General features: G+C 67.7%; 13 protein-coding genes and 1 pseudogene. 7 read left to right on the top strand and 7 right to left on the bottom strand.

Translation table 11 applies throughout. The features are described from left to right. Window positions 1–5: 5 nt before the first annotated feature. The 3 genes from NR810_RS50335 to NR810_RS50325 all read right to left on the bottom strand — a co-directional run bounded on the left by NR810_RS50335 (window position 6) and on the right by NR810_RS50325 (window position 5,003). A complete protein-coding gene (locus tag NR810_RS50335) occupies window positions 6–920 on the bottom strand; it encodes an ADP-ribosylglycohydrolase family protein (RefSeq protein ID WP_257463309.1) in 915 nt (304 codons plus the stop codon). Window positions 921–1,005: 85 nt separating this feature from the next. Continuing rightward, the gene (locus tag NR810_RS50330) at window positions 1,006–1,899 is read right to left on the bottom strand and encodes an RNA polymerase subunit sigma-70 (RefSeq protein WP_257463308.1); all 894 of its coding nucleotides are present in this window, start codon (window positions 1,897–1,899) and stop codon (window positions 1,006–1,008) included. After that, window positions 1,896–5,003 (bottom strand): tetratricopeptide repeat protein, encoded by a 3,108-nt coding sequence (locus tag NR810_RS50325; RefSeq protein ID WP_257463307.1) that lies wholly within the window; start codon window positions 5,001–5,003, stop codon window positions 1,896–1,898. Before NR810_RS50325 ends, NR810_RS50330 begins: the two co-directional genes overlap by 4 nt. A gap of 548 nt (window positions 5,004–5,551) precedes the next feature. On the opposite strand from NR810_RS50325, the gene NR810_RS52500 reads away from it, so the two are divergent. The 4 genes and pseudogenes from NR810_RS52500 to NR810_RS50300 form a co-directional block, all read left to right on the top strand. Further along, window positions 5,552–6,883, top strand: a complete 1,332-nt coding sequence (locus tag NR810_RS52500; protein ID WP_306819200.1) for a transglycosylase SLT domain-containing protein — start codon at window positions 5,552–5,554, stop codon at window positions 6,881–6,883. Between the two features lie 107 nt (window positions 6,884–6,990). Further along, window positions 6,991–7,620, top strand: a complete 630-nt coding sequence (locus NR810_RS50310; RefSeq protein ID WP_257463306.1) for a CHAP domain-containing protein — start codon at window positions 6,991–6,993, stop codon at window positions 7,618–7,620. Window positions 7,621–8,045: 425 nt separating this feature from the next. Further along, window positions 8,046–9,401, top strand: a complete 1,356-nt coding sequence (locus NR810_RS50305) for a hypothetical protein (protein ID WP_257463305.1) — start codon at window positions 8,046–8,048, stop codon at window positions 9,399–9,401. 235 nt (window positions 9,402–9,636) lie between these two features. Continuing rightward, window positions 9,637–11,934: pseudogene (locus tag NR810_RS50300) on the top strand (protein kinase domain-containing protein); the annotation flags it as partial. Between the two features lie 103 nt (window positions 11,935–12,037). Here NR810_RS50300 and NR810_RS50295 read toward each other — a convergent pair. The 3 genes from NR810_RS50295 to NR810_RS50285 all read right to left on the bottom strand — a co-directional run bounded on the left by NR810_RS50295 (window position 12,038) and on the right by NR810_RS50285 (window position 14,195). Beyond that, a complete protein-coding gene (locus NR810_RS50295; protein ID WP_257463303.1) occupies window positions 12,038–12,205 on the bottom strand; it encodes a hypothetical protein in 168 nt (55 codons plus the stop codon). A gap of 9 nt (window positions 12,206–12,214) precedes the next feature. Further along, entirely contained in the window at window positions 12,215–13,645 is a 1,431-nt protein-coding gene (locus NR810_RS50290; protein WP_257463302.1) for a multicopper oxidase family protein, read from the bottom strand. A gap of 157 nt (window positions 13,646–13,802) precedes the next feature. Next, window positions 13,803–14,195, bottom strand: a complete 393-nt coding sequence (locus NR810_RS50285) for a hypothetical protein (RefSeq protein ID WP_257463301.1) — start codon at window positions 14,193–14,195, stop codon at window positions 13,803–13,805. Window positions 14,196–14,312: 117 nt separating this feature from the next. Here NR810_RS50285 and NR810_RS50280 point away from each other — a divergent pair, with 117 nt between their 5' ends. After that, window positions 14,313–14,885 carry a tRNA-uridine aminocarboxypropyltransferase gene (locus NR810_RS50280; protein WP_257463300.1) on the top strand — a complete coding sequence of 191 codons (573 nt, stop codon included), beginning with the start codon at window positions 14,313–14,315 and terminating at the stop codon, window positions 14,883–14,885. Between the two features lie 17 nt (window positions 14,886–14,902). On the opposite strand, the gene NR810_RS50275 is transcribed toward NR810_RS50280, so the two are convergent. Beyond that, window positions 14,903–17,245, bottom strand: a complete 2,343-nt coding sequence (locus tag NR810_RS50275) for a helicase-related protein (RefSeq protein WP_257463299.1) — start codon at window positions 17,243–17,245, stop codon at window positions 14,903–14,905. Window positions 17,246–17,482: 237 nt separating this feature from the next. Here NR810_RS50275 and NR810_RS50270 point away from each other — a divergent pair, with 237 nt between their 5' ends. Next, window positions 17,483–18,217, top strand: coding sequence for an outer membrane lipoprotein-sorting protein (locus NR810_RS50270; RefSeq protein WP_257463298.1), 735 nt, complete (start codon window positions 17,483–17,485; stop codon window positions 18,215–18,217). Then, window positions 18,214–18,429 (top strand): SDR family oxidoreductase, encoded by a 216-nt coding sequence (locus NR810_RS50265; protein ID WP_257463297.1) that lies wholly within the window; start codon window positions 18,214–18,216, stop codon window positions 18,427–18,429. The genes NR810_RS50270 and NR810_RS50265 overlap by 4 nt, the downstream gene beginning before the upstream one ends. Window positions 18,430–18,656 lie beyond the last annotated feature (227 nt).

Here is an 18,656-nt window from a genome sequence, read left to right as displayed (position 1 = left end):
GGTGGTCAGGCCGCGTCGAGCGGCTCGCGCGCCGAGAGCCAGGCGCGGGGAATGGACTCACGCCCCGCGCTCAGCGCGACGATGCCGCCCACGATGGCACAAGTGGTATCGCGGTCCCCCATCCCCGCCACCGTGCTCCAGAGCGCCTCCTCGTAACTGTCCAGGTGCCGGGCCGCGCACCACACCGAGAAGGGTACGGTGTCCTGCGAGATGACGCGCTGGCCGCTGCCCAGCGCCCGGGCCGCGGACGTGGGTGTCGCCTCGAGCGGCCACTTGCGTGCCTTCTCCAGTCCCTCCCGGGTTTCTCCCGGGGGCGTGTGGTCGAGGACGGTGTCGAAGAGCTGGCTCGCGGGCGAGCGTGTCTCCTTCCAGCGGTGCGCCCACGCGGCCGCCACGGCGATGGCGATGGCTCCCGCCTGTCCCTCCGGGTGGAAGTGAGTCACCTCCGCCGACGCCCGGGCCTCGGACACCACCCGCGCCAGGTCATCCGCGAACCAGGCTCCCAGTGGTGCCACGCGCATGGCCCCACCGTTGCCCATGGAGCCCGAGCCCTCGAAGACCTCGGAGGAGACCGTCCGCCAGGGCATCCCCAGGTGGATCTTCTGCAGGATGTCGTGCGCGGTGGCGCCGTAGCCCCGGCGTGGATTCCTCCGGTAGCGCTGGCCGAACAGCCGTGCCAGCGCGTCCTGGTCGATGCGTCCGTGCTCCTTGAGCACCCGCACGATGGCGAGCGCCATCTCCGTGTCGTCCGTGTAGCTCCACGGCTCGCGTGGCAGGGTCCGCTGCTCCACCATGGACTGGGCGACGGACGGGGACACGAAGAAGCGCTCCCCGAACGCGTCCCCCACGGACAGTCCTTCGAGCGAGAGGCGGGCGCGCTCCCCGCGCGTGGGATCGGCGGGCTTTCCGGGCGTCGTCATGCGCCCGGTTCTCCAACATCCGGCATGTAAGTGTCAAGTGGACACTATCTTCGGTTGGACAGGCTGGCGCGCGGCTGGAGTGGTTTCAGCCCAGCATCCGTTGGATGCTGATATCCAGCTGGCTGCGCACCAGCCCCAGGAGGCTCTCCATCCTGAGGTGGTCCTGTTTCAGCTGGGGAGCCAGCTCCGCATGGACGCGCTCGAGCAGCAGCTCGCGGGCATGGGCGACCTTGCGCGCCACGCCGGAGCGTGAGTCGCCGTACATGAGCGCGAGCCGGTCCATGGTGAAGCCATGGAAGTGGTGCAGGCGCAGCAGGGCGCGCTCGTGCTCGGGGAGCGCCGTCACCGCCTTCCGGAGCACCTCGACGAGGAGCTGGCGTGCGTCCTCGCGGAGCAGCTCGTGCTCCGGGTTGCCCGAGGCCAGCATCCGCGCGAATGCCTCCGGGGGCTCGGTGACGAGGAGCTCGCGCCCGTTGCGGCCCACCAGCTCGCCGGCGATGCGCGCGGCGATGATGCCCACCCAGGTCAGCAGTGGCCCCCGGCCCCCGTAGCTCGCGATCTTCGGAGGCTCTTCCCCGCAGCCCACCAGCAGCCGCTCGCGGAGCACCTGCAGCACCTCCTCCAGCATGCTGGGGGACAACGCCCCGAGCCGGGTGGGGATGTGCCGGAGGATGTTCTGCTCGAAGGCCCGGAGGGCGGAGGGCTCCCCGGTGGAGCAGGCGCACGCCAGGTACAGGTCGGCGCCATGAAGGATGCGCAGCACCTCCGAGGCCTTTCCCGCGGGCAGGTGCCGGGCCAGGTGCCGCACGAAGGCCTCGGCCGGGAGCGACAACGTGGGCCACGCGGTCCGGGCCGCCTCGACGTGCTTGTGCAGCAGCGATTCGAGCCCCTCCAGGGCCTCCAGCTCCGCGCGCTGCGCCGGTGGCACGTGCTCCCGCATCAGCGCCGCCAGGGCGCCTGTCTTTCGTTCCTCGCTCATCGCTTCCCCTCACGCCGCAGCCAGTCCTGCACCTTCTGGAGCTCCGGCCGGCCCCGGACTCCCACGGACTCCAGCCACTTCCGGGCCTCCTCGGCCAGCGCGAGCGCACGCGCCCGGTCCGGGGCGGAGCGCGTTTCCACGAGCGCCCGGGCCAGCAGGAAGGTGGTACTCGCGGCGGTCGCCGGCTCCCGGGGCTCGCCCCATCGGGTCTGGATGCTCCGGGCGCGCTCGAGCAGCGGTACGGCCTTCTCCGCGGCGCCCAGCGCCAGGTGCGCCTTCCCGACACAGGTCAGGGCGCTGGCACCGCTCATGGATTCCGGGCCATCGGCCTTCTCGATGACCTTCAGTGCACGCTCGCAATATTCGAGCGCCTGCTTCGGCGCCTGGGTGTCCAGGGCCAGCTCGGCCAGGGGGAGCAGCACCGTCGCCATGCCCGCCCCCTCCGGGCCTTGCTCCTTCTCCATCCGCTTCAGCGCATCCAGCAGGTCGCGCCGTGCCTCGGGATAGTGGCCCGCGCTCAGGTGAAACCGACCCCGCATCGTCAGTGCCATGGAGGCGCGCGGTGTGTCCGGGCCCAGCGAACGCTGGAGACGCTCCAGGGCCTCGGTGCAGAGGGCGAGCGCCTTGTCGCTCTGGCCTGACTCGGCGGACAGCGTCGCCTGCTCCACGAGCACCTGGACGACGGAGTAGTGGTTGGGTCCACGGGTGCGCTCGAAGATGGCGCGCGCCCGCTCGAGCATGGACCACGCTTCCTCCTGCCGGCCTTCGACGCGCAGGACCATGGCGAGGTTCAGGAGAATACCCGCGAGGACGGGGGTTTCCCGGGCGTGAGACGCCTCCTGGATGGCCAGGGCCTTGCTCCAGAGGTCGACGGCCTCGGCGCGCCGGCCCACCTGTATGGCGGCCGCGGCGACCCTGTTGTAGGAGACCACGAGGTCCGGGTGGTCGGTGCCCAGCAGGCGCTTGCGCTGCTCGAGAGCCTGGAGGTGGAGCTCCAGCGACTCCTGGAAGCGGCGCTGGAGAAGGCGGATCCTGCCGAGCTGGTGGAGGAGGTTGGGCGTGCGGAGGCTGTCCGGTCCATTCCTCCTGCGCGAGAACTCCAGGCCCTGGAGTGCCTCTTCCTCCGCCTGGGTGAGGTTGCCTTGCAGCTCCCGCAGCGAAGCCAGGCGCTGGTGCAGCTCCGTCGTGATGTCCGGGATGCGCTCCCGTCCCAGCCGCTCGACGGCGGCCTGGGCGTGCCGGACGAGCTTCTCCGCCTCCGCGGGGCGGGACATCTCCTCGCCCACCACCCAGATGAGCTCCAGCCAGGCACGCGCCACGGTCTCGTCGTCACGTCCGGCCTCGGCGGCCCATAGGGCCTGATAGAGGACCTCCTCCGCCTCCTTCGGTTTGTTGGCCCCCCCGAGGAACTCGCCGTGAGCCAGGAGCACCTCCGCCTCCAGCGGCTTGTAGTCGAGCCCCTTCAGCTCCTCGAGGAGGGCCGACGTCACCGCGAGGCCCTCGGAGTGCCGGCGCGCCACGAGGTGGGCCCGGGCCTGTGCCAGCTTGTGCCGCACCGCCTCCACCCGGGGGCGGAGGTTATCGGGCGGCTGCGGGCGGCTGGAGAGCACGGGCGCGTCCCGGCAGCCGGTGAGCCCCTCGAGGGAGGCCGTCAGTTGGTCGGCGTTCTGTACCGTCAGCGCGTCCGCCTTCTCCAGGACCTCGGTCACGGCGGCGAGCTGCCAGAGCCGCGCGTCGAGGCACGCGGCCGTCTGCCAGGAGGCGCCGTCCGCGGTGTCGCTGCCCGCGGCCACGCAGGCCTCGGTCCGCAGCGTCCTCCATTGGGAGGTGTAGGCGTCCAGCGCCGTCGCGAGCCGCTCCCAGGCCGGCGGGGCGTAGGGGACGCCCGTGGCGAGGAAGGCCGCACGAACCCGCTCTCGCCGCGCGGGGCTCCAAGCAACCGCGAGCTTCTCCACCTCCTGCTCGCACCGCACCTCGCGCCGATGCGTCACCCCGTAGGCAGCGATGGCCCCCAGTACGCCGGCCACGGCCGCCGTGGCCACCACCCGGGTGAAAATCCGCCGGGGCGGGTCGAGGGCCGCCAGCAGGGACTCCATGGAAGGGAAGCGCTCTCCGGGTTCGGCTCGCAGCCCCCGGAGCACCGCGCGCCGCACCCAGGCGGGTACCTTCACCTCGCGCCCGGGTGGACGCACCCGGCCCTGTTGCATGGCCTCGGCCAGCTCCCTCAGGGTCTCTCCCTGAAAGGGGCGCATGCCGAAGAGGGCCTCGTAGAGCGCCACGCAGAAGCTGAACTCGTCCGAGCGAGCGTCCGCGCGCTGGCCCCGTAGCAATTCCGGGGCGAGGTAGGCGGGCGTGCCCAGGACGAAACCTGTCCGGGTGAGCTGCCCCATCGGATGGACAGGGGTCTCGGGGCTCGCTTGCGGCGAGGGGCCGTCCTCCTGGTGCAGCAGACGGGCGATGCCGAAGTCCGTCACGTACACCCGGCCATCCTTCCCCATGAGGGCATTGGCGGGCTTGAAGTCGCGGTGCACCAGGCCCGCCGCGTGCGCGGCCGCCAGTCCCCGCCCGGCATCCAGGAAGACCCGCAGCACCTCCCTCCAGGGATGCGGCTCCTTCATCCACTCCGCCAGCGTGGTGCCTTCCACCAGCTCCATGGCCAGGAAGATGCCGTCCCCGTAGGTGCCCACGTCATAGAGGGTGACGACGTTGGGGTGGGAGAGCCGGGCCAGCGCCTGCGCCTCGCGCAGCAGCCGCTGCTGCAACTCCTGCCGCTGGTGTCCCTCCGGACGCAACACCTTGAGGGCTACCCGGCGGCCCAGCTCCGGGTCATCCGCCGCGTACACCACCCCCATGGCCCCAGAGCCGATGCGCTCCCGTACCACGAACCGGGAGACCGTGGACCCTGGGGTGAGCAGCGGTGGGGCGTGCTCCCCGGCGAGCGCCGCCGAGGGGCTGGCGAAGGCCCGGGCGCCATCACCCGCGGCCAGCACCCACTGGCAGTCAGCACAGTGCTCCACGTGCTCCAGGACCAGACTTCGGCGCTCCTCGGAGAGCAACCCCGCGAGGAAGTCGCTCAGCGTCGTTTCTTGGGGGCACTCTTTCATTGGATGAGATTTCGAGAAGAATCCTTGTCTTCCAATGCGTCGGAGGCGGGGCACAGGCGCCACGCGAGCGACCGAAGGATTTTTTGGGACGCCGGAAAGGCCACTCCCTCTTTTACCCCCGAAATCGCCAGGAAAGCCCCTGGCCGCTTCACGCACGGAGTGGAGATGAGCCCGCCTGAATTTTTGAAGTCCACTGGTATCCCTTGCCCCGCCGTTCCTCCGTGACTGGCGGATCTGGTCCTGCTCTCGGACGGGCGGCACCCTGGGCCATCCGCCGTGCCCAGCATGTCACGGGAGGGGTTCTGGCTCGCCGGGAATGTGGGCCGTTCTCCGGCGGCCTGGGCGTAGGGGGCGCGTCCTGGGGCTCATCCCGCCGAGCACCTGTTGGAAGGGGGCTCGGGCGACGGGCGGACGACCCATTCTTGTCTGGGATTGTGAATGGGAGCCGCGAAGAAAAGAGTCTGGGGATGCAACACTTTATTCGTGAAGCCGATACATGAATCAGCTGTCAGTCATTTGTGTTTCCACTCTCTTCCTAGGAAATTCCCATGGACCATCGCATCAAGGCAGGTGACACGCTCTCTCGCATTGCGGCGAACAACAGGATCAGCATCGGTGCTCTGATGGAGGTGAATCCGCAAATCAAGAACGCGGATCACATCCAGACGGACGAGATGCTGCACATCCCAGGCATGTCGGATGGGTTTGATGACATGCGTTCCAAGGCCGGATCGTCCTCCGGTGCCGCGGGCGGCGACACCTTCACCGAGGCCGCGGCGAAGGGCGGCGGGCCGGGCAAGGTGCGCGACGACGACGGCCGCAAGTTCCCGACCTCCAAGGACGGCACGCCGATGTATCGCCAGGGTGATTCGGATTGGGGCTCGCGCACGCTGGGCTCCGGCTCCACCGTGGCTGCCCAGGGCTGTGCCATGACGGCCGCCGCCATGGCCGTCAGCAAGATTTCCGGCAAGGTCATCAACCCTGGCGAGCTCGACCGCCACCTCGACAAGAACGGTGGTTACTCGGGCAACGCCATCATCTGGGACAAGGCCGCGAAGGCCGCGGGCCTGGGCGCCAGCAAGCAGGCCTGGAGCCTCGATAAAATCAACAAGCAGATCGACGCGGGCCGCCCGGTGGTGGTCGGCGTGGACTACAAGGCGGGCGGAGACAGCAAGACCGGCACGGACCACTGGATCACCATCACCGGCCGTGGCAAGCAGAACGGCAAGCCCGTCTACTACGCCAATGACCCGGCCACCGGGAAGCAGATTACCCTGAGCGCGGATGGCAAGCAGCTGAAGGGCGGGCCCAAGGGTTACAAGACGACGGGCGAGCTGGTGACGTTCTCCGGCGGCGAGCCGAAGGCCAACAATCCGGCGCGGACGGCCGATGCGAAGGACACGGGTGGCACGAAGTCGTCGCAGGACGCGAAGGGGACGGACAAAGCCGGTTCGGTGAAGGGCAACAACGACCTGAGCGGCTTCTCGTCCAACAAGTACGACAACATCATCAAGGTGATGTCGAAGAAGTACAACGTGCCCGCACGTCTCATCAAGGCCGTCATCCAGGCGGAGTCGGGCTTCAACCCGAACGCCACCTCACCGGCGGGCGCCAAGGGATTGATGCAGCTCATGCCAGAGACGGCGAAGGGACTGGGCGTCAAGGTCCGCTCGGATCCCCGCCAGAGTATCGAGGGCGGTACCAAGTACCTGTCTCAGATGCTCAAGCGCTACAAGGGCGATGAGCGCCTGGCGCTGGCCGCGTACAACGCGGGCCCGGGCAACGTAGACAAGTACAAGGGAGTGCCTCCGTTCTCGGAGACCCAGGCCTACGTGAAGAAGATCCTGGGTTGGTACGACGGCGCGGGCCCCTCGGCGTAGCCCCCGTCCCGCCTCACACCTCCAGTTTCAGTCACCCAGGTGGGTCCATCACTCGCCTGCGATTCTCAACACCCCCGTCGTTCTTCATCCAAGAAAGAGGAATCACCATGGAAGTCTCCGTTTCCGCCAAGAAGAACACCGTCTCCCTCAAGCCGCTCCAGTCGTCCACCGCCAGCTCGAAGATGGGTCCAGCGAAGTCGGATCAGAAGTCCAAGGAGAAGCCCAAGGGCTACTCGACCCGGGACACCTTCGTCGACGGCCCCAAGGAGACCAAGAAGACCTCCAGCGGCAAGGACAAGAAGCTCGACAAGCTCCTCGACGCCGCCAAGGGGCAGATTGGCTACAAGGAGGGGCGCAACAACAGCAACAAGTTCACGAAGGAGATGACTGGCAAGAATGGTCAGGCGTGGTGCGCGGACTTCGTGAGCTGGGCGGCGAAGGAGGCGGGTCTGTCGAAGCCGAAGTCTTCCCTCGCGCAGGGTATTGCCGATCAGCTCGAGGCGAAGGGCCAGTGGAAGGGACGCCACGATCCCAAGAAGGGCGATGCGGTCACCTTCCAGTGGAATGGAAACTCCAAGAAGCCCGCGGACCACGTCGGCATCGTGGAGAAGGTCTTCGAGAAGAACGGCCAGAAGTACATCACGTATATTTCTGGTAACTCCAGCGACAGCGTCGCCCGGCGCACGATGCCTTGGAATGACAAGGCCATCATGGGTTACGGGACGATGATCTCGTAGGGCTCTTCCCGCGCGCATCCCCCGTACACGTATCGGAGTGCACCATGGCAAAGGTATCTCCTTCCCCGAAGCAGTCCACAACTCCCCCCAAGGTTCAGGCGACTCAACCTCCAGAGCCGAAGCCATCCAACAAGACCCGGGAAGCCAAGACGGGTGAGAAGCCCCCACATCAGCGCGACGGTGTGGATTCTTCGGCTCCGGACTATTCCAAGCTGGGAGTTCCGAATCCGCAGCCCAACCCGTCTCCCACTCCTCCTCCGGCGTCCAAGCCGGATACCCCGACCGCCAAGCCTTCGCCGCAGCCCGGTCCCCAGGCCACGCAGCCCCCGCCGGCTCCACCGACCCCGACAGAAAAACCAACATCGAAATCGAATACCAAGGAAAAGGCCAAGGATGCGCCGACGGGCACCGAGGCCGCGGCTTTGTTGAAGGATCCGAACCGGTACCCGGGCCCATTCGGGCGTGACCTCCGGGCGACCGACTTCGTCGAAACGGTTCGCGCGCACCAGAACGACCCCGCGTTCCTGAAGGACCTCTACAAAGGATTGGGTGACAAGGAGTCCGAGGCACTTTTCAAGCACGGTGCCAATCAGGTGGCCGCCCACCACACCTTCAGCAATTCCGGCGAACAGGTCGCCGCGCTGAAGGCCCTGGCCACGAGCACCCACCAGCTTCCGCCCGCTGTCGCCGACAAGATCGCCAAGGACGCGGCGGCGGCCAACGCCAGCCACTTCCTGACACCGGTGCTCAAGCAGCCGGAGGCAAGTGAGTCCATCCGCCGCACCTATCTGGACACGGCGGTGGCGACCGTCGAAAAGAGCAAGTCCGCCATTGAGGCGCAGAAGTTCACGGATGTGCTCGCGTCCGACCCCAAGCTGGTCGTGGACTACGCGGAAAAGCTGGGGAAGGGCCTGCCGGAGGGCAAGGGGGAGGACAGGCTGTCCAACATCCTCAAGACGGCGCTGAGCCGGCCTCCCTTCGACGTCGGGAAGTCGCATCTGGCGGGCTCGCGGCAGGATGGTGCCCAGAAAATCCTCCGCCAGCTCGCGGACAAGCAGGGCCCTCGGTATGACGACCTCAAGACGAGGGTCTTCCGCGATGCCGCCTCGCTGCTGGGAGAGGACGGGGCCAGGCCCGATCGCAAGGCCCTGGTGGAGGATCTCACCCGGCTCTTCAAGAGCGACGCCAAGGGCATCATCCAGCGCCTGAACAACAACAAGGTGGGGAACGATCCCTCGGACCCGTCGGGCAATGCCCTGGGCAACTTCCTCCGCGCGGGGCTCTTCGACAGTGACTCGAAGAACAAGGAGCTCGGGTCCTTCGTCACGAAGCAGCTCATTCCCAAGCTCCGCCAGGAGATGTTCAATCCCAGCACCCTCGGGGGGGCCAACGAGCCGGCCTCGCCCAACAAGCAGTCCGCGCGAGCGTTGGGGGACCTCGTGGGGGCTCTGCACCAGGGATTCGTCAAGGCGGTCAAGGACGCGGGCAAGGACATAGATACCATCAAGAGCCACGCGGACACCCTGTTCAGCGTGGTGACCGAACTCTCGCCGGGGTTCACGAAGACCGCCCTCACCGCCGCGAAGAACTCGCTGGTGAATACGATTTCCAATTTACTGGGTGGGGACACGGACAAGCTCAAGAATGGGATCATCAAGGAACTGCGGAACCAGACCGAGGAGGGATTCCGGGACTTCTCCGACATGAGCACCCAGGCTCAGAACCTGGTGAGCGAGTACAGCCAGGCGGTCACCCGGACCATCGAATACGGCGAGTACTGAGCGAAGTGCTGGCGTGCATGCCGCCCCTTGGTGATTGGAGACGAGGGGCGTGCCCGGCACTGATTTTTTTTGGGACGTCGGCCGGGACATTCCCTCTTTACCCCCGAAAGCCCGGGCAGTCCCCGGCCGCCTCACGTTTGTCCTCGAGTCCTCGAGCTTCATCCATTCCTTGTTGGGCCCTGTCATGTTCTCTCCTCCTCCCGTTCTTGGCACAGGCTCAAAAGCCTCCAGGGCGATGAAGTCCCTGGACAACCGCTCGGCCAGACAGGGGTCCAACGCCACGATCAGCCGCGTGCGCGTGGGAACCATCAACCACATCCGCATCGGTGGCATCATCGATGAGACGTTCCCGCTGACGTCTTCCTCGCCAGACCTCGGTGGGCTCATCATCGTCGACCTCGGCCGGGTGGAGCGCATCAGCTCCTTCGGCGTGCGGCGGTGGATGGAGTTCGCCAGCAAGCTGCCCCCCGAGGGCCTCTCGCTCTACGTGGTCAACGCGCCACCGGTGGTGGTGGACCAGCTCAATATGGTGGAGGGCTTCGCCGGTGTGGCTCGGGTGCTGTCGGTGCTCGCGCCCTACATGTGCCGCGCCTGCGGGGAAGACCGGCTGCGCGTGGTGGATCTGCAGTCGGAGGCGCTCTTACTCACCGGGGGCCAGGCCCCCGAGCACTCCTGCCCGGTATGCGCTGGAAAGCTGGAGTTCGCGGAACCGCCGGGCGAATTCTTCGACTACGTCAAGCGCCAACAGTTCGGCACGGTGGACCCGGTGGTGATGCGCTACCTGCGCGCCACGGCGCCCAGTGCGCCTGGCCCGCTCGTCACGCACCTGAAGATCGTCCAGGACGACATCACGTACATCACCGTGGCCAGCGAGCTGAAGGAGAGCCTGAACGTGCGCCGGCTGGCTTCGGGCCTGGAGGGGCGTGTCGCGTTCGACTTCGCTCACGTCACCCAGGTGGAGCCCGAGGCGATTCCCAGGCTGGAGCAGGTGCTCGCCCTGGCGGCGCAGGGAGCCAGGGAGGTGGTGCTGTGCCGGGTGCCTCCACCGGTGCTCGGCGCGCTGACACGCTTCTCCAAGCCACTCACCGTGCCGATCGGCACGCTGTGGCTGCCGTGCGAGTGCCGCAACTGCGGCCATCAGCACCACCAGCGCGCGCTGGCCTCCGAGTACTTGACCCGGTTGCGCGCCAATGCCAGCCTCGAGCGCGAGTGCCCCATCTGCGGAGGGGCCGCGCGCCTGCCCTCCATTCCCCGGTTGGTGCCGCTGCTCAACCGCTCGTCGCTGGTGGAGCAGCCGCTGGAGGACCTCGAGGCGCTCGAGCCGCGCGCCCTCAGCCAGTACCTCTTCGGCTCCTCCCGGCTGGACGCGAACACCCAGGGCAACAGCCCGGACATCAATAATTCCATTGGCGCCACCCGTCTGCGAATCATCCGCCGGCTGGGCCAGGGCGGCATGGCGGAGGTGTTCCTCGCCAGGCAGGTGGGCGTGAGGGGGTTCGAGAAGTTCGTGGTGATGAAGAAGGTCCTCCCTCAGTTCGCGGAGAACGCCGAGTTCGTCGACATGCTCTTCGCCGAGGCGCGGGCCAACGCGCGCCTCACGCACCCCAACGTCGTGCAGACGTTCGACGTGGGCATGTCCGACGGCGTGGCCTACATCCTCATGGAGTACGTCCGCGGCCCGGACCTCAAGAAGCTGATGAACGAGCTGCGGCGCAAGGGCCTCGCGCTGCCCATGGAGCACGCGCTGCGCATCGTCGCCGAGACGGCTGCGGGCCTGCACTACGCGCACGGCTACGTGGACCCGGCCGGCGTGCCCCACCCGGTGGTGCACCGTGACGTGAGTCCCCACAACATTCTCATCTCGCTCGACGGCGCCATCAAGCTGAGCGACTTCGGCATCGCCAAAGTGCAGGGCGAGGAGAACACCGGGGTGGGGGAGCTGAAGGGGAAGATTTCCTATATCTCGCCCGAGGCCGCCGCGGGCCGCCCCCTGGACGCGCGCAACGACGTGTTCGCCCTGGGGGTGGTGCTCTTCGAACTGCTCACCGGCCAGCTGCCCTTCAAGCGCGACCATGACGCGGCCACGCTCAGCGCCATGCTGAGTGAGCCGCCCCCCGTGCCGTCGCGGCTCAATCCCAACATCCCCCAGGATGTGTCGGAGCTCATCCTGCGCGCCCTGGTGAAGGATCCGGCGCGCCGTACGCCCTCCGCCGCGGCCATGCGCGAGGAGATAGAGGCGGTGATGGCCCACCACCGGCTCAACTCGTCACCGGCGGCGGTTGCCCGGTTCTTCAAGACCACGCTGGGTGAGCGGCTCGCGGAGTTCGGCTCCACCGGCAACGGACCTCCCAGTCCGCCTCGCCCCGTCGCGGCTGACGAGGACGAGCGCACCGAGGTCTACCGCCCCATGGCCTCCGCCGCGACCATGCCGACATGTCCGGTTCGTCGGCCCGAGCCCGCGCGGCGGCCCGTCGTGGCTCCGGCTCCGGTCATTGCCGCGGAGAGACCCTCCGCTCCCAGGCCCGCGCCGGTCGAGTGGGTCGTCATGAGTGTCGTCGGGCTCCTGGCTCGCTGGCGGGGTCGGAGGGATGGCTCCCAGGGTTCTCTCGGGTGAGCCTGCTCCAGGAGGGGAGGGCTCAGGTATCTGCCTTGGGACTCGCGGGATCCCCGGCATCCATCGCCTTCTTCTCCGGCTTCTTGTCCTTGAGGGTGCCCAGGCTCGTGCTCCACCACTCCGGGCACAACACGAGGAAGAAGCCACCAAACACCACGATTCCCACCAACGAGACCAGTATCACTTCCATGGGGTCCTCTCACTCCTTCTCGACGTCAATCATTGTCATCATGCCGGCCTCGGCATGTTCGAGGATATGGCAGTGCATCATCCAACTGCCGACATCCGTGGGGACGAGCGCGATGTCCACCTCCTCGCGTCCGTGGACGAGGACGGTGTCGCGGAAGAACGGCTCCTCCACCGGCACGCCATCGCGCGCGAGCAGCCGGAAGAACATCCCGTGCAGGTGGATGGGGTGCAGGCGCGCCGACTCGTTCACGTACCGCAGCCGGTAGAACCGGCCCTGCTTCAGCGTCAGGCCCGGTTCGTGTGCGTGCGCATGCCCGGCGAAGGCCTTGCCGTCGATGGTCCACTCGATACCCAGGGGGCCTCCACTCCGCGCATTCAACCGGAAGGTGTGGTGCTCCGGCACCTCGAGCCCCACCTTCCAGTCGGGCACGTGTGAGCGTGCCGGCGAGCCAAAGGCCGGGGTGTCCACCACGTCGCCTTCGAGCACGATGTCCGCCAGGTGGTTGGGTTGACGCGCGTAGAACCGGTCGAAGATGCGAAGGGGCGCCCCCGAGAGCTGGTTGAAGGTGAGGTCGATGTCGACGCGGTTGCCGGGGGCGAGCTCGAAGCCCGAGGGGTCGATGGGCGCTCGCAGGTACATCCCATCCACCGCGATGAGCCTGGCGTGGAGGCCCGAGAAGTCCGGAGCCACCACGCGCCCATTCGAGGCATTGAGCAGGCGCAGGCGGACGCGCTCGCCCGGGCGCACGCGCAACACCTCGTCGGTCCGACCGTTCACCGTGATGACGTTGCCCCACCGCCCGTCATGCGCGAGGTCATGCCGGGTGTTGAAGCGCGGGAAGATCTGCCGCGTCTCATCGAGCAGCCAATCGTCGATGACCCACACGACGTCGCGGCTGTAGGGCGGCGGCTCGGCGTCCTCGACGATGAGCACGCCATAGAGACCGCGCTCCACCTGCTCGCTGCTGCGCACGTGCGGGTGGAACCAGAAGGTGCCGGCATCCTTCGGGGTGAACTCGTAGACGAACGTCTCTCCCGGCTGCACCGGCGGCTGGGTGGCGTGGGGCACGCCGTCCATGGCGTTGGGCAGCCTCACGCCGTGCCAGTGGATGGTCGTCTCTTGTGGCAGCCGGTTGGTGAACCGGACCCGTAGCGTCTCGCCCAGGCGGATGCGCAACCGGGGCCCCGGCACCTGGCCGTTGTAGGCCCAGACGCGCAGGGACTGGCCGTCGATGAGTGGCACCTCGGTAGGTTCGGCCACGAGGTCGAAGGTGCGCACCGTGCCGTGGGGACGGGCCTCCAGCGGATAGGCGCCTGCGAACTCGCGAAGGGCCCGCTCGGCCTGGGACGGCTTCTTCCCTCCTGATTGGCAGGAGGGCGGAAAGAGGAGGAGGAATGCGGCGGCCGCGAAGGCCCGCGCGCACCCGGAAGGTGTCAACACGTGAGTCGAGCTCCAGGGCAGAAGGGACTGGCTGGCCGGAGCGGAAAAGCGTGCCCGGCCCCTCAAGGCTTTCGAGAGGAAGAGGGGCAGCGCGGCGCGAACACCCCGGGCCACTCCTCTCCCGTCCGGCGCGGCACTCGGCGCGCGCCGGGAAAGCTCAAATGAGGAGCGAGCGGACTCGGAGGAAGACGGGTGGCCCCTGGGCTTGGGGCGTGTCCCAGAGGGCGAGCGATAGGCGATTGCCACTCTCGGGAGCCTTGGAGGTGGGCCACGCCGACGGGGCCGGTGGGACCGCGAGCGGGGAGGCGTGGCTGGAGACGTCCACGAGGGCCGGCGCGGGGATGTCCCGGTCCAGCGCGTCGCAGCAGTCCTTCCGCAACGTCTTCTCGTCGTGCGAGGCCTTTTCAGCCTTCTTCTCTTCGTGTGGGCACTGGCAGGCGGTGCTCGTCCTCGCCTGCTTCGGGCAGAAGTGCGGCAAGCCTACTCCGCTGGCGATGGCCTGCCAGCCGAGGAGAAGGGCGAGCGTGAAGATGCGGAGAGCCAGTGACACGGTGCCTTCCCTATACGTGGGTCGAATGCCGGTCGCAACTGGAAGGCCAGGGCGGCGCTCCTGGGAGCGGAAACGAACACTTCTCTTCCCACGGCCACCGGAACAGGATGCCAGAGGATGTCTTCTCGTGTCTTCCCCAGGCCCCGCTGTCTCCGCTGCAACCTCCCGTTGCACCTGTGCCTGTGTGCCGAGATCCCCCGGGTGGAGACGCGCACCCGTTTCCTCATCCTCCAGCACGTGGTGGAGATTCCGAAGAAGAGCAACACCGGGCGGGTGGCCGCGTTGGCCCTCGCGAATGCCGAGCTGCTCACCTATGGCGTACAGGCCGGGTCATTCGACACCGCCCTGCTGTCCGAGCCTGGCACCTGGCTGCTCTACCCCGATGGCCCCACCGCGCCGCAGGACGCCCCCATGCCGAGCCGGTTGGTGGTGCTGGACGCGAGCTGGTCGCAGGCGCGGCGGATGACCCAGCGGCTTCCCGCGCTGCGGGCACTCCCCCGGCTGGTGTTGCCGCCGCCCGCGCCCGGGATGCTCCGGCTCCGCGATCCCACGCACCCGTCCGGGATGTCCACCCTGGATGCCATCGCCCGCGCGGTGGCGGTGCTCGAGGGACCGGAGGCGGCGGCGCCGCTGGAGCGACTGGCCGCGCTCAGGGTGCAGCGGATCGCCGAGTGCGGGACGTTGAACTGAGCCGCCTGGGACGGAGGTCAGGCACTTCGTGCCGGCCGCCGCCGTCTCCTCCTCTTCAACGGAACGCCCGCGGCTCGTCCTCCGAGCTCTCGCAGAACCCGTGCGCGAACACCGTTCTCCAGACGCAGCTCCTGCATGATCGTGTGCGCCTGCCGGGCACCCTGCGGGTGGCGCAGCGCCTCGCCGAGCCGTTCGACGACATCGAGCCGCAACGCCACGGTACCGAACACCTCATACCCGAAGGCTCGCGCGTCCCGGCCGCCAAACCCGGCGACATCGACAGCCGGTTCTCGCGGAACGCCCTTGGGTGAGGGCACCTGAAGGAACAGCGCCGTCAGCATGCAGCGCCGCTCGAGCGCGGGCGGTGCGAGCGCCTCGGCGACGTAGAGGAATCGCTGTCCCTCTCGGACGCCCAGTGCCCTCAAGCGCTCGCGTGCCTCATCGTCCAGGATCCGCCACTGCTCGCGCGCCTCACCCTGGGTAATCACGCCCAGCCCCTCGGCCAGGCGGTAGGCGAGTCCCCGCATCGCGGCGGAGCGATCCCCTCCGGTGAGGGCCTCGGCCGGAAAGCCTCCCATGGCTTCGGTGACGAGGTCCCGCGCCAGCGCCACCAGACGGCGCTCGAGCCGCCGCCTCGCGCCTCCGGTCCAGACCTCCGGCTCCGTGAGTGCGATCTGCGGTGAGCGCCGGTCCTTTCCGCGAACCAGACGGGCCAGCGGCTGCCCCTCGAACGAGATGTTTCCCAACGCGTCCACCTGGAAGGCCTCATGCGTCGCGTCGACCACCTGCTGGACGAACTGCTCCTCCGTCACCGCGGCACCGGTGGCGCCCGGCACCTCCCCCAACAGGAGCCCCAACCTGGCGAAGGGGCTGTCCGACCCGGCGGCGGCTTGGGGGGTGGCTCTCACGAAGCGGCGTGCGCTCCTGCGTGCGGCCCGCTGAACGAAGCGCTCCACGAGCCGCTCGTGAAGGGCGTCACCCAATGCGTCCTCGATGTGGCGGGTGCGCTCCTGCCACTGCTCCGCGTCGTGGATCCAGCTCGAACGATGACTGATGTACGTCCAGATGCGGATGGCGGCCAGCCGGTCCATCAGCGTGTGGATGTCTCCGGAAACATCGTCGAGCGGCGACACCTGTCTGGCCAGCCAGTCATGCTCCAGCTTCCCGTCACCCGCGGAGAGCTGAAGGAAGGTCTCACGCAACAGCGCGACGTGCTGACCGAAGAGCCCCTTGCGGAAATCCGGAATCTGGCAGACCTGCCACAGCAACTCGACCGTGGCCCGGTCGGTGGCCACCTCTCGAATGGCTGGAACGTGCGAGAGCTCCTTGAGCGCATCGAAGTCGTCCGCGCGTTCCACCCGGACGAAGGCACTGTGGTTCGGTGCTCGCGACAACGAATCGAGCAGGGACTCCGGGCTCGAGAAATCGAGCGTCGCATTGCGCCAGATGAGACTTCGTACCGACGGGAACCGATGGGACTCGATGGCCGACACGACTCGCGGATGCAGCTCGGGCAGCGTGTTCAGCGTTCCGAAGCTCCCGTCGTTCAGGTGGCGCCCCGCGCGGCCCGCGATCTGGGCCAGCTCGTCCGGGAAGAGCTCCCTCTGCTCGGCACCGTCGAACTTGGAGAGCGCCGCGAAGGCCACGTGGTTGAGGTCGAGGTTCAGGCCCATCCCGATGGCATCGGTGGCCACGAGGTACTGAACCTCCCCGGCCTGGTACATCGCCACCTGGGCATTGCGCGTCCTCGGGGAGAGCGCTCCCAGCACCACGGCGACACCGCCCCGGAGCCGGCGCAACGCCTCGGCTAGCTCGTACACGCGGTCCGCGGAGAACGCGACCACGGCCGAGCGCGGAGGAAGGCTCTTCAGGGACCGGCTCCCGGAATGGCGGAGCTGGGACAGGCGGGTCGCGCGCTTCAACGATACATGGGGGATGAGCGCCTGGACCATCGGCCGCATCGTGTCCGCGCCGAGGAACCAGGTCTCCCGGCGTCCACGCGCATGGAGAAGTCGATCGGTGAAGACGTGCCCGCGTTCCCGGTGGGCGGCGAGCTGGATCTCATCCACGGCGAGGAAGTCGACCGGTCGATCGGTCGGCATCGCCTCGACCGTGCAGATCCAGTAATCGGGGCGAGGAGGTAGGCGCTTCTCTTCACCCGTCATCAATGCGACCCGCCCCTCGCCCACGCGAGCGGTCACCCGGTCGTAGACCTCACGAGCGAGCAGTCGGAGTGGGAGCCCCATCATGCCCGTTTCGTGCTCGAGCATGCGCTCGATGGCACGGTGGGTCTTCCCCGTATTCGTAGGCCCCAGCTCCGCCACGACGACAGATGACCGGCTGGATGGGCTGAAGTTCATTGGCGGATTCTAACCTCGACCCACGCCTTCCGCCCTGGGGTTCGCCCACCTGGAAGCCGGGCTCGGCGACTTCTCCAGCACACGAGACCGGGGAGATGTTTCCGCGTGGTGCGCGGATCGACGCCTCCGAGCACCGTGTTGCCCCGGACCATCGGTGAGAGGAGCATGAAACCGTTGTTGATGAGCGGTCCCACAGGCACTCTCCGCTCGAAGCGAGGAGCAGTGATGATGAAATGGATGGCTGTCTTTTTCGGGACACTTGTCGCGGCGACCCTCACCGCGAGCGGCACGGCCCGCGCCGACGCGGCGGGTGACAAGGTGCTCGCCGCCATGGACGCGGCCATGAACCGCGCCAAGACCCTGACCTTCGAGTACGAGGTCATCAACCAGGAGCCCGGCAAGGCGGAGCGGAAGCTGGGGATGACGGTCAAGCTCAAGGGAGACAAAAGGCTCGGCGAGTTCCTCGCCCCCGCGGACATGAAGGGGACCAAGGTCCTGATCATTTCTCCGACGCAAATGTATGTCTTCCTGCCCGCTTTCGGGAAGGTCCGGCGCATCGCCAGCCACACCGCCGATCAGGGCTTCCTCGGCCTCGCCTTCAGCCAGGACGACATGGCCACGACGTCGTACAGCGGCGCCTACACCGGACGGATCGCCTCGGAGACGCCGACGCAGTGGAAGCTCATCGCCACGCCCAGGGCCGGCCAGGCGACGACGTACTCGAAGATCCAGCTCACGGTGAACAAGGACAAGACCTTGCCGAGCGAGCTACGGTACTCCAACGCGGCGGGCACGAACATCAAGACCGAGACCCGCTCCAATTACACCTGCGAGGGAAACGTCTGCAGCCCGACCGAGCTCAAGATGGTCGACAACACCAGGGGCAATTGGACCAGGCTTGTCCGCAAGAGCTGGAAGGTGAACGAGACCATCGCCGACGACGTCTTCTCGGTTCGCAGCCTGGGCGAGTGAGCCGACGACGCCATCTACGGGCGGCGCGCTTCATCACCGGCCGCTCCATTCCCACCCGCCGGGTCGCGAGCCGCATCGTCCAAGGCATCCGGCGCAACTCCGCCCGGGTCCTCATCGGACTCGATTATCATCTCATCGATTGGCTGGCACGGTTGTCACCCGACCTGTCCCAGGCGGTGACAGCGCGGCTGTCCCAGCGGATGCCCTTCTGAGGTTCTTGAGCTCGGCGGTGTCTCCCACGAAGGACTCGCGCGTGGCTTCGGCTCTGCCCCCGTTTGGGGGAGCCAAGAGAGCCGGCGTCCGGGCGCGAGCTCGAGCAACTGGTCCGATGGCAGGGTTGGTCGGAATAAGGTGACGGGAAAAGTAGGTAACAGCAAGCAACCATGCTGGAGACGACCTGCTGCCCACCAGAAGAGCAGCCGACGAAGCGGAGGCGAGT

It is taken from the genome of Archangium lipolyticum (genome assembly GCF_024623785.1).
GTDB classification, from domain to species: domain Bacteria; phylum Myxococcota; class Myxococcia; order Myxococcales; family Myxococcaceae; genus Archangium; species Archangium lipolyticum.
Note: the sequence above shows the minus strand (reverse complement) of the source record. Positions and strands in the feature narration are given on the sequence as shown.

Bases quoted from the DNA above. Each gene is read 5' to 3' on its own strand.
- NR810_RS50335 (WP_257463309.1), bottom strand. From the start codon at position 920: ATGACGACGCCCGGAAAGCCCGCCGATCCCACGCGCGGGGAGCGCGCC.
- NR810_RS50330 (WP_257463308.1), bottom strand. From the start codon at position 1,899: ATGAGCGAGGAACGAAAGACAGGCGCCCTGGCGGCGCTGATGCGGGAG.
- NR810_RS50325 (WP_257463307.1), bottom strand. From the start codon at position 5,003: ATGAAAGAGTGCCCCCAAGAAACGACGCTGAGCGACTTCCTCGCGGGG.
- NR810_RS52500 (WP_306819200.1), top strand. From the start codon at position 5,552: ATGGACCATCGCATCAAGGCAGGTGACACGCTCTCTCGCATTGCGGCG.
- NR810_RS50310 (WP_257463306.1), top strand. From the start codon at position 6,991: ATGGAAGTCTCCGTTTCCGCCAAGAAGAACACCGTCTCCCTCAAGCCG.
- NR810_RS50295 (WP_257463303.1), bottom strand. From the start codon at position 12,205: ATGGAAGTGATACTGGTCTCGTTGGTGGGAATCGTGGTGTTTGGTGGC.
- NR810_RS50280 (WP_257463300.1), top strand. From the start codon at position 14,313: ATGTCTTCTCGTGTCTTCCCCAGGCCCCGCTGTCTCCGCTGCAACCTC.
- NR810_RS50275 (WP_257463299.1), bottom strand. From the start codon at position 17,245: ATGAACTTCAGCCCATCCAGCCGGTCATCTGTCGTCGTGGCGGAGCTG.
- NR810_RS50270 (WP_257463298.1), top strand. From the start codon at position 17,483: ATGGCTGTCTTTTTCGGGACACTTGTCGCGGCGACCCTCACCGCGAGC.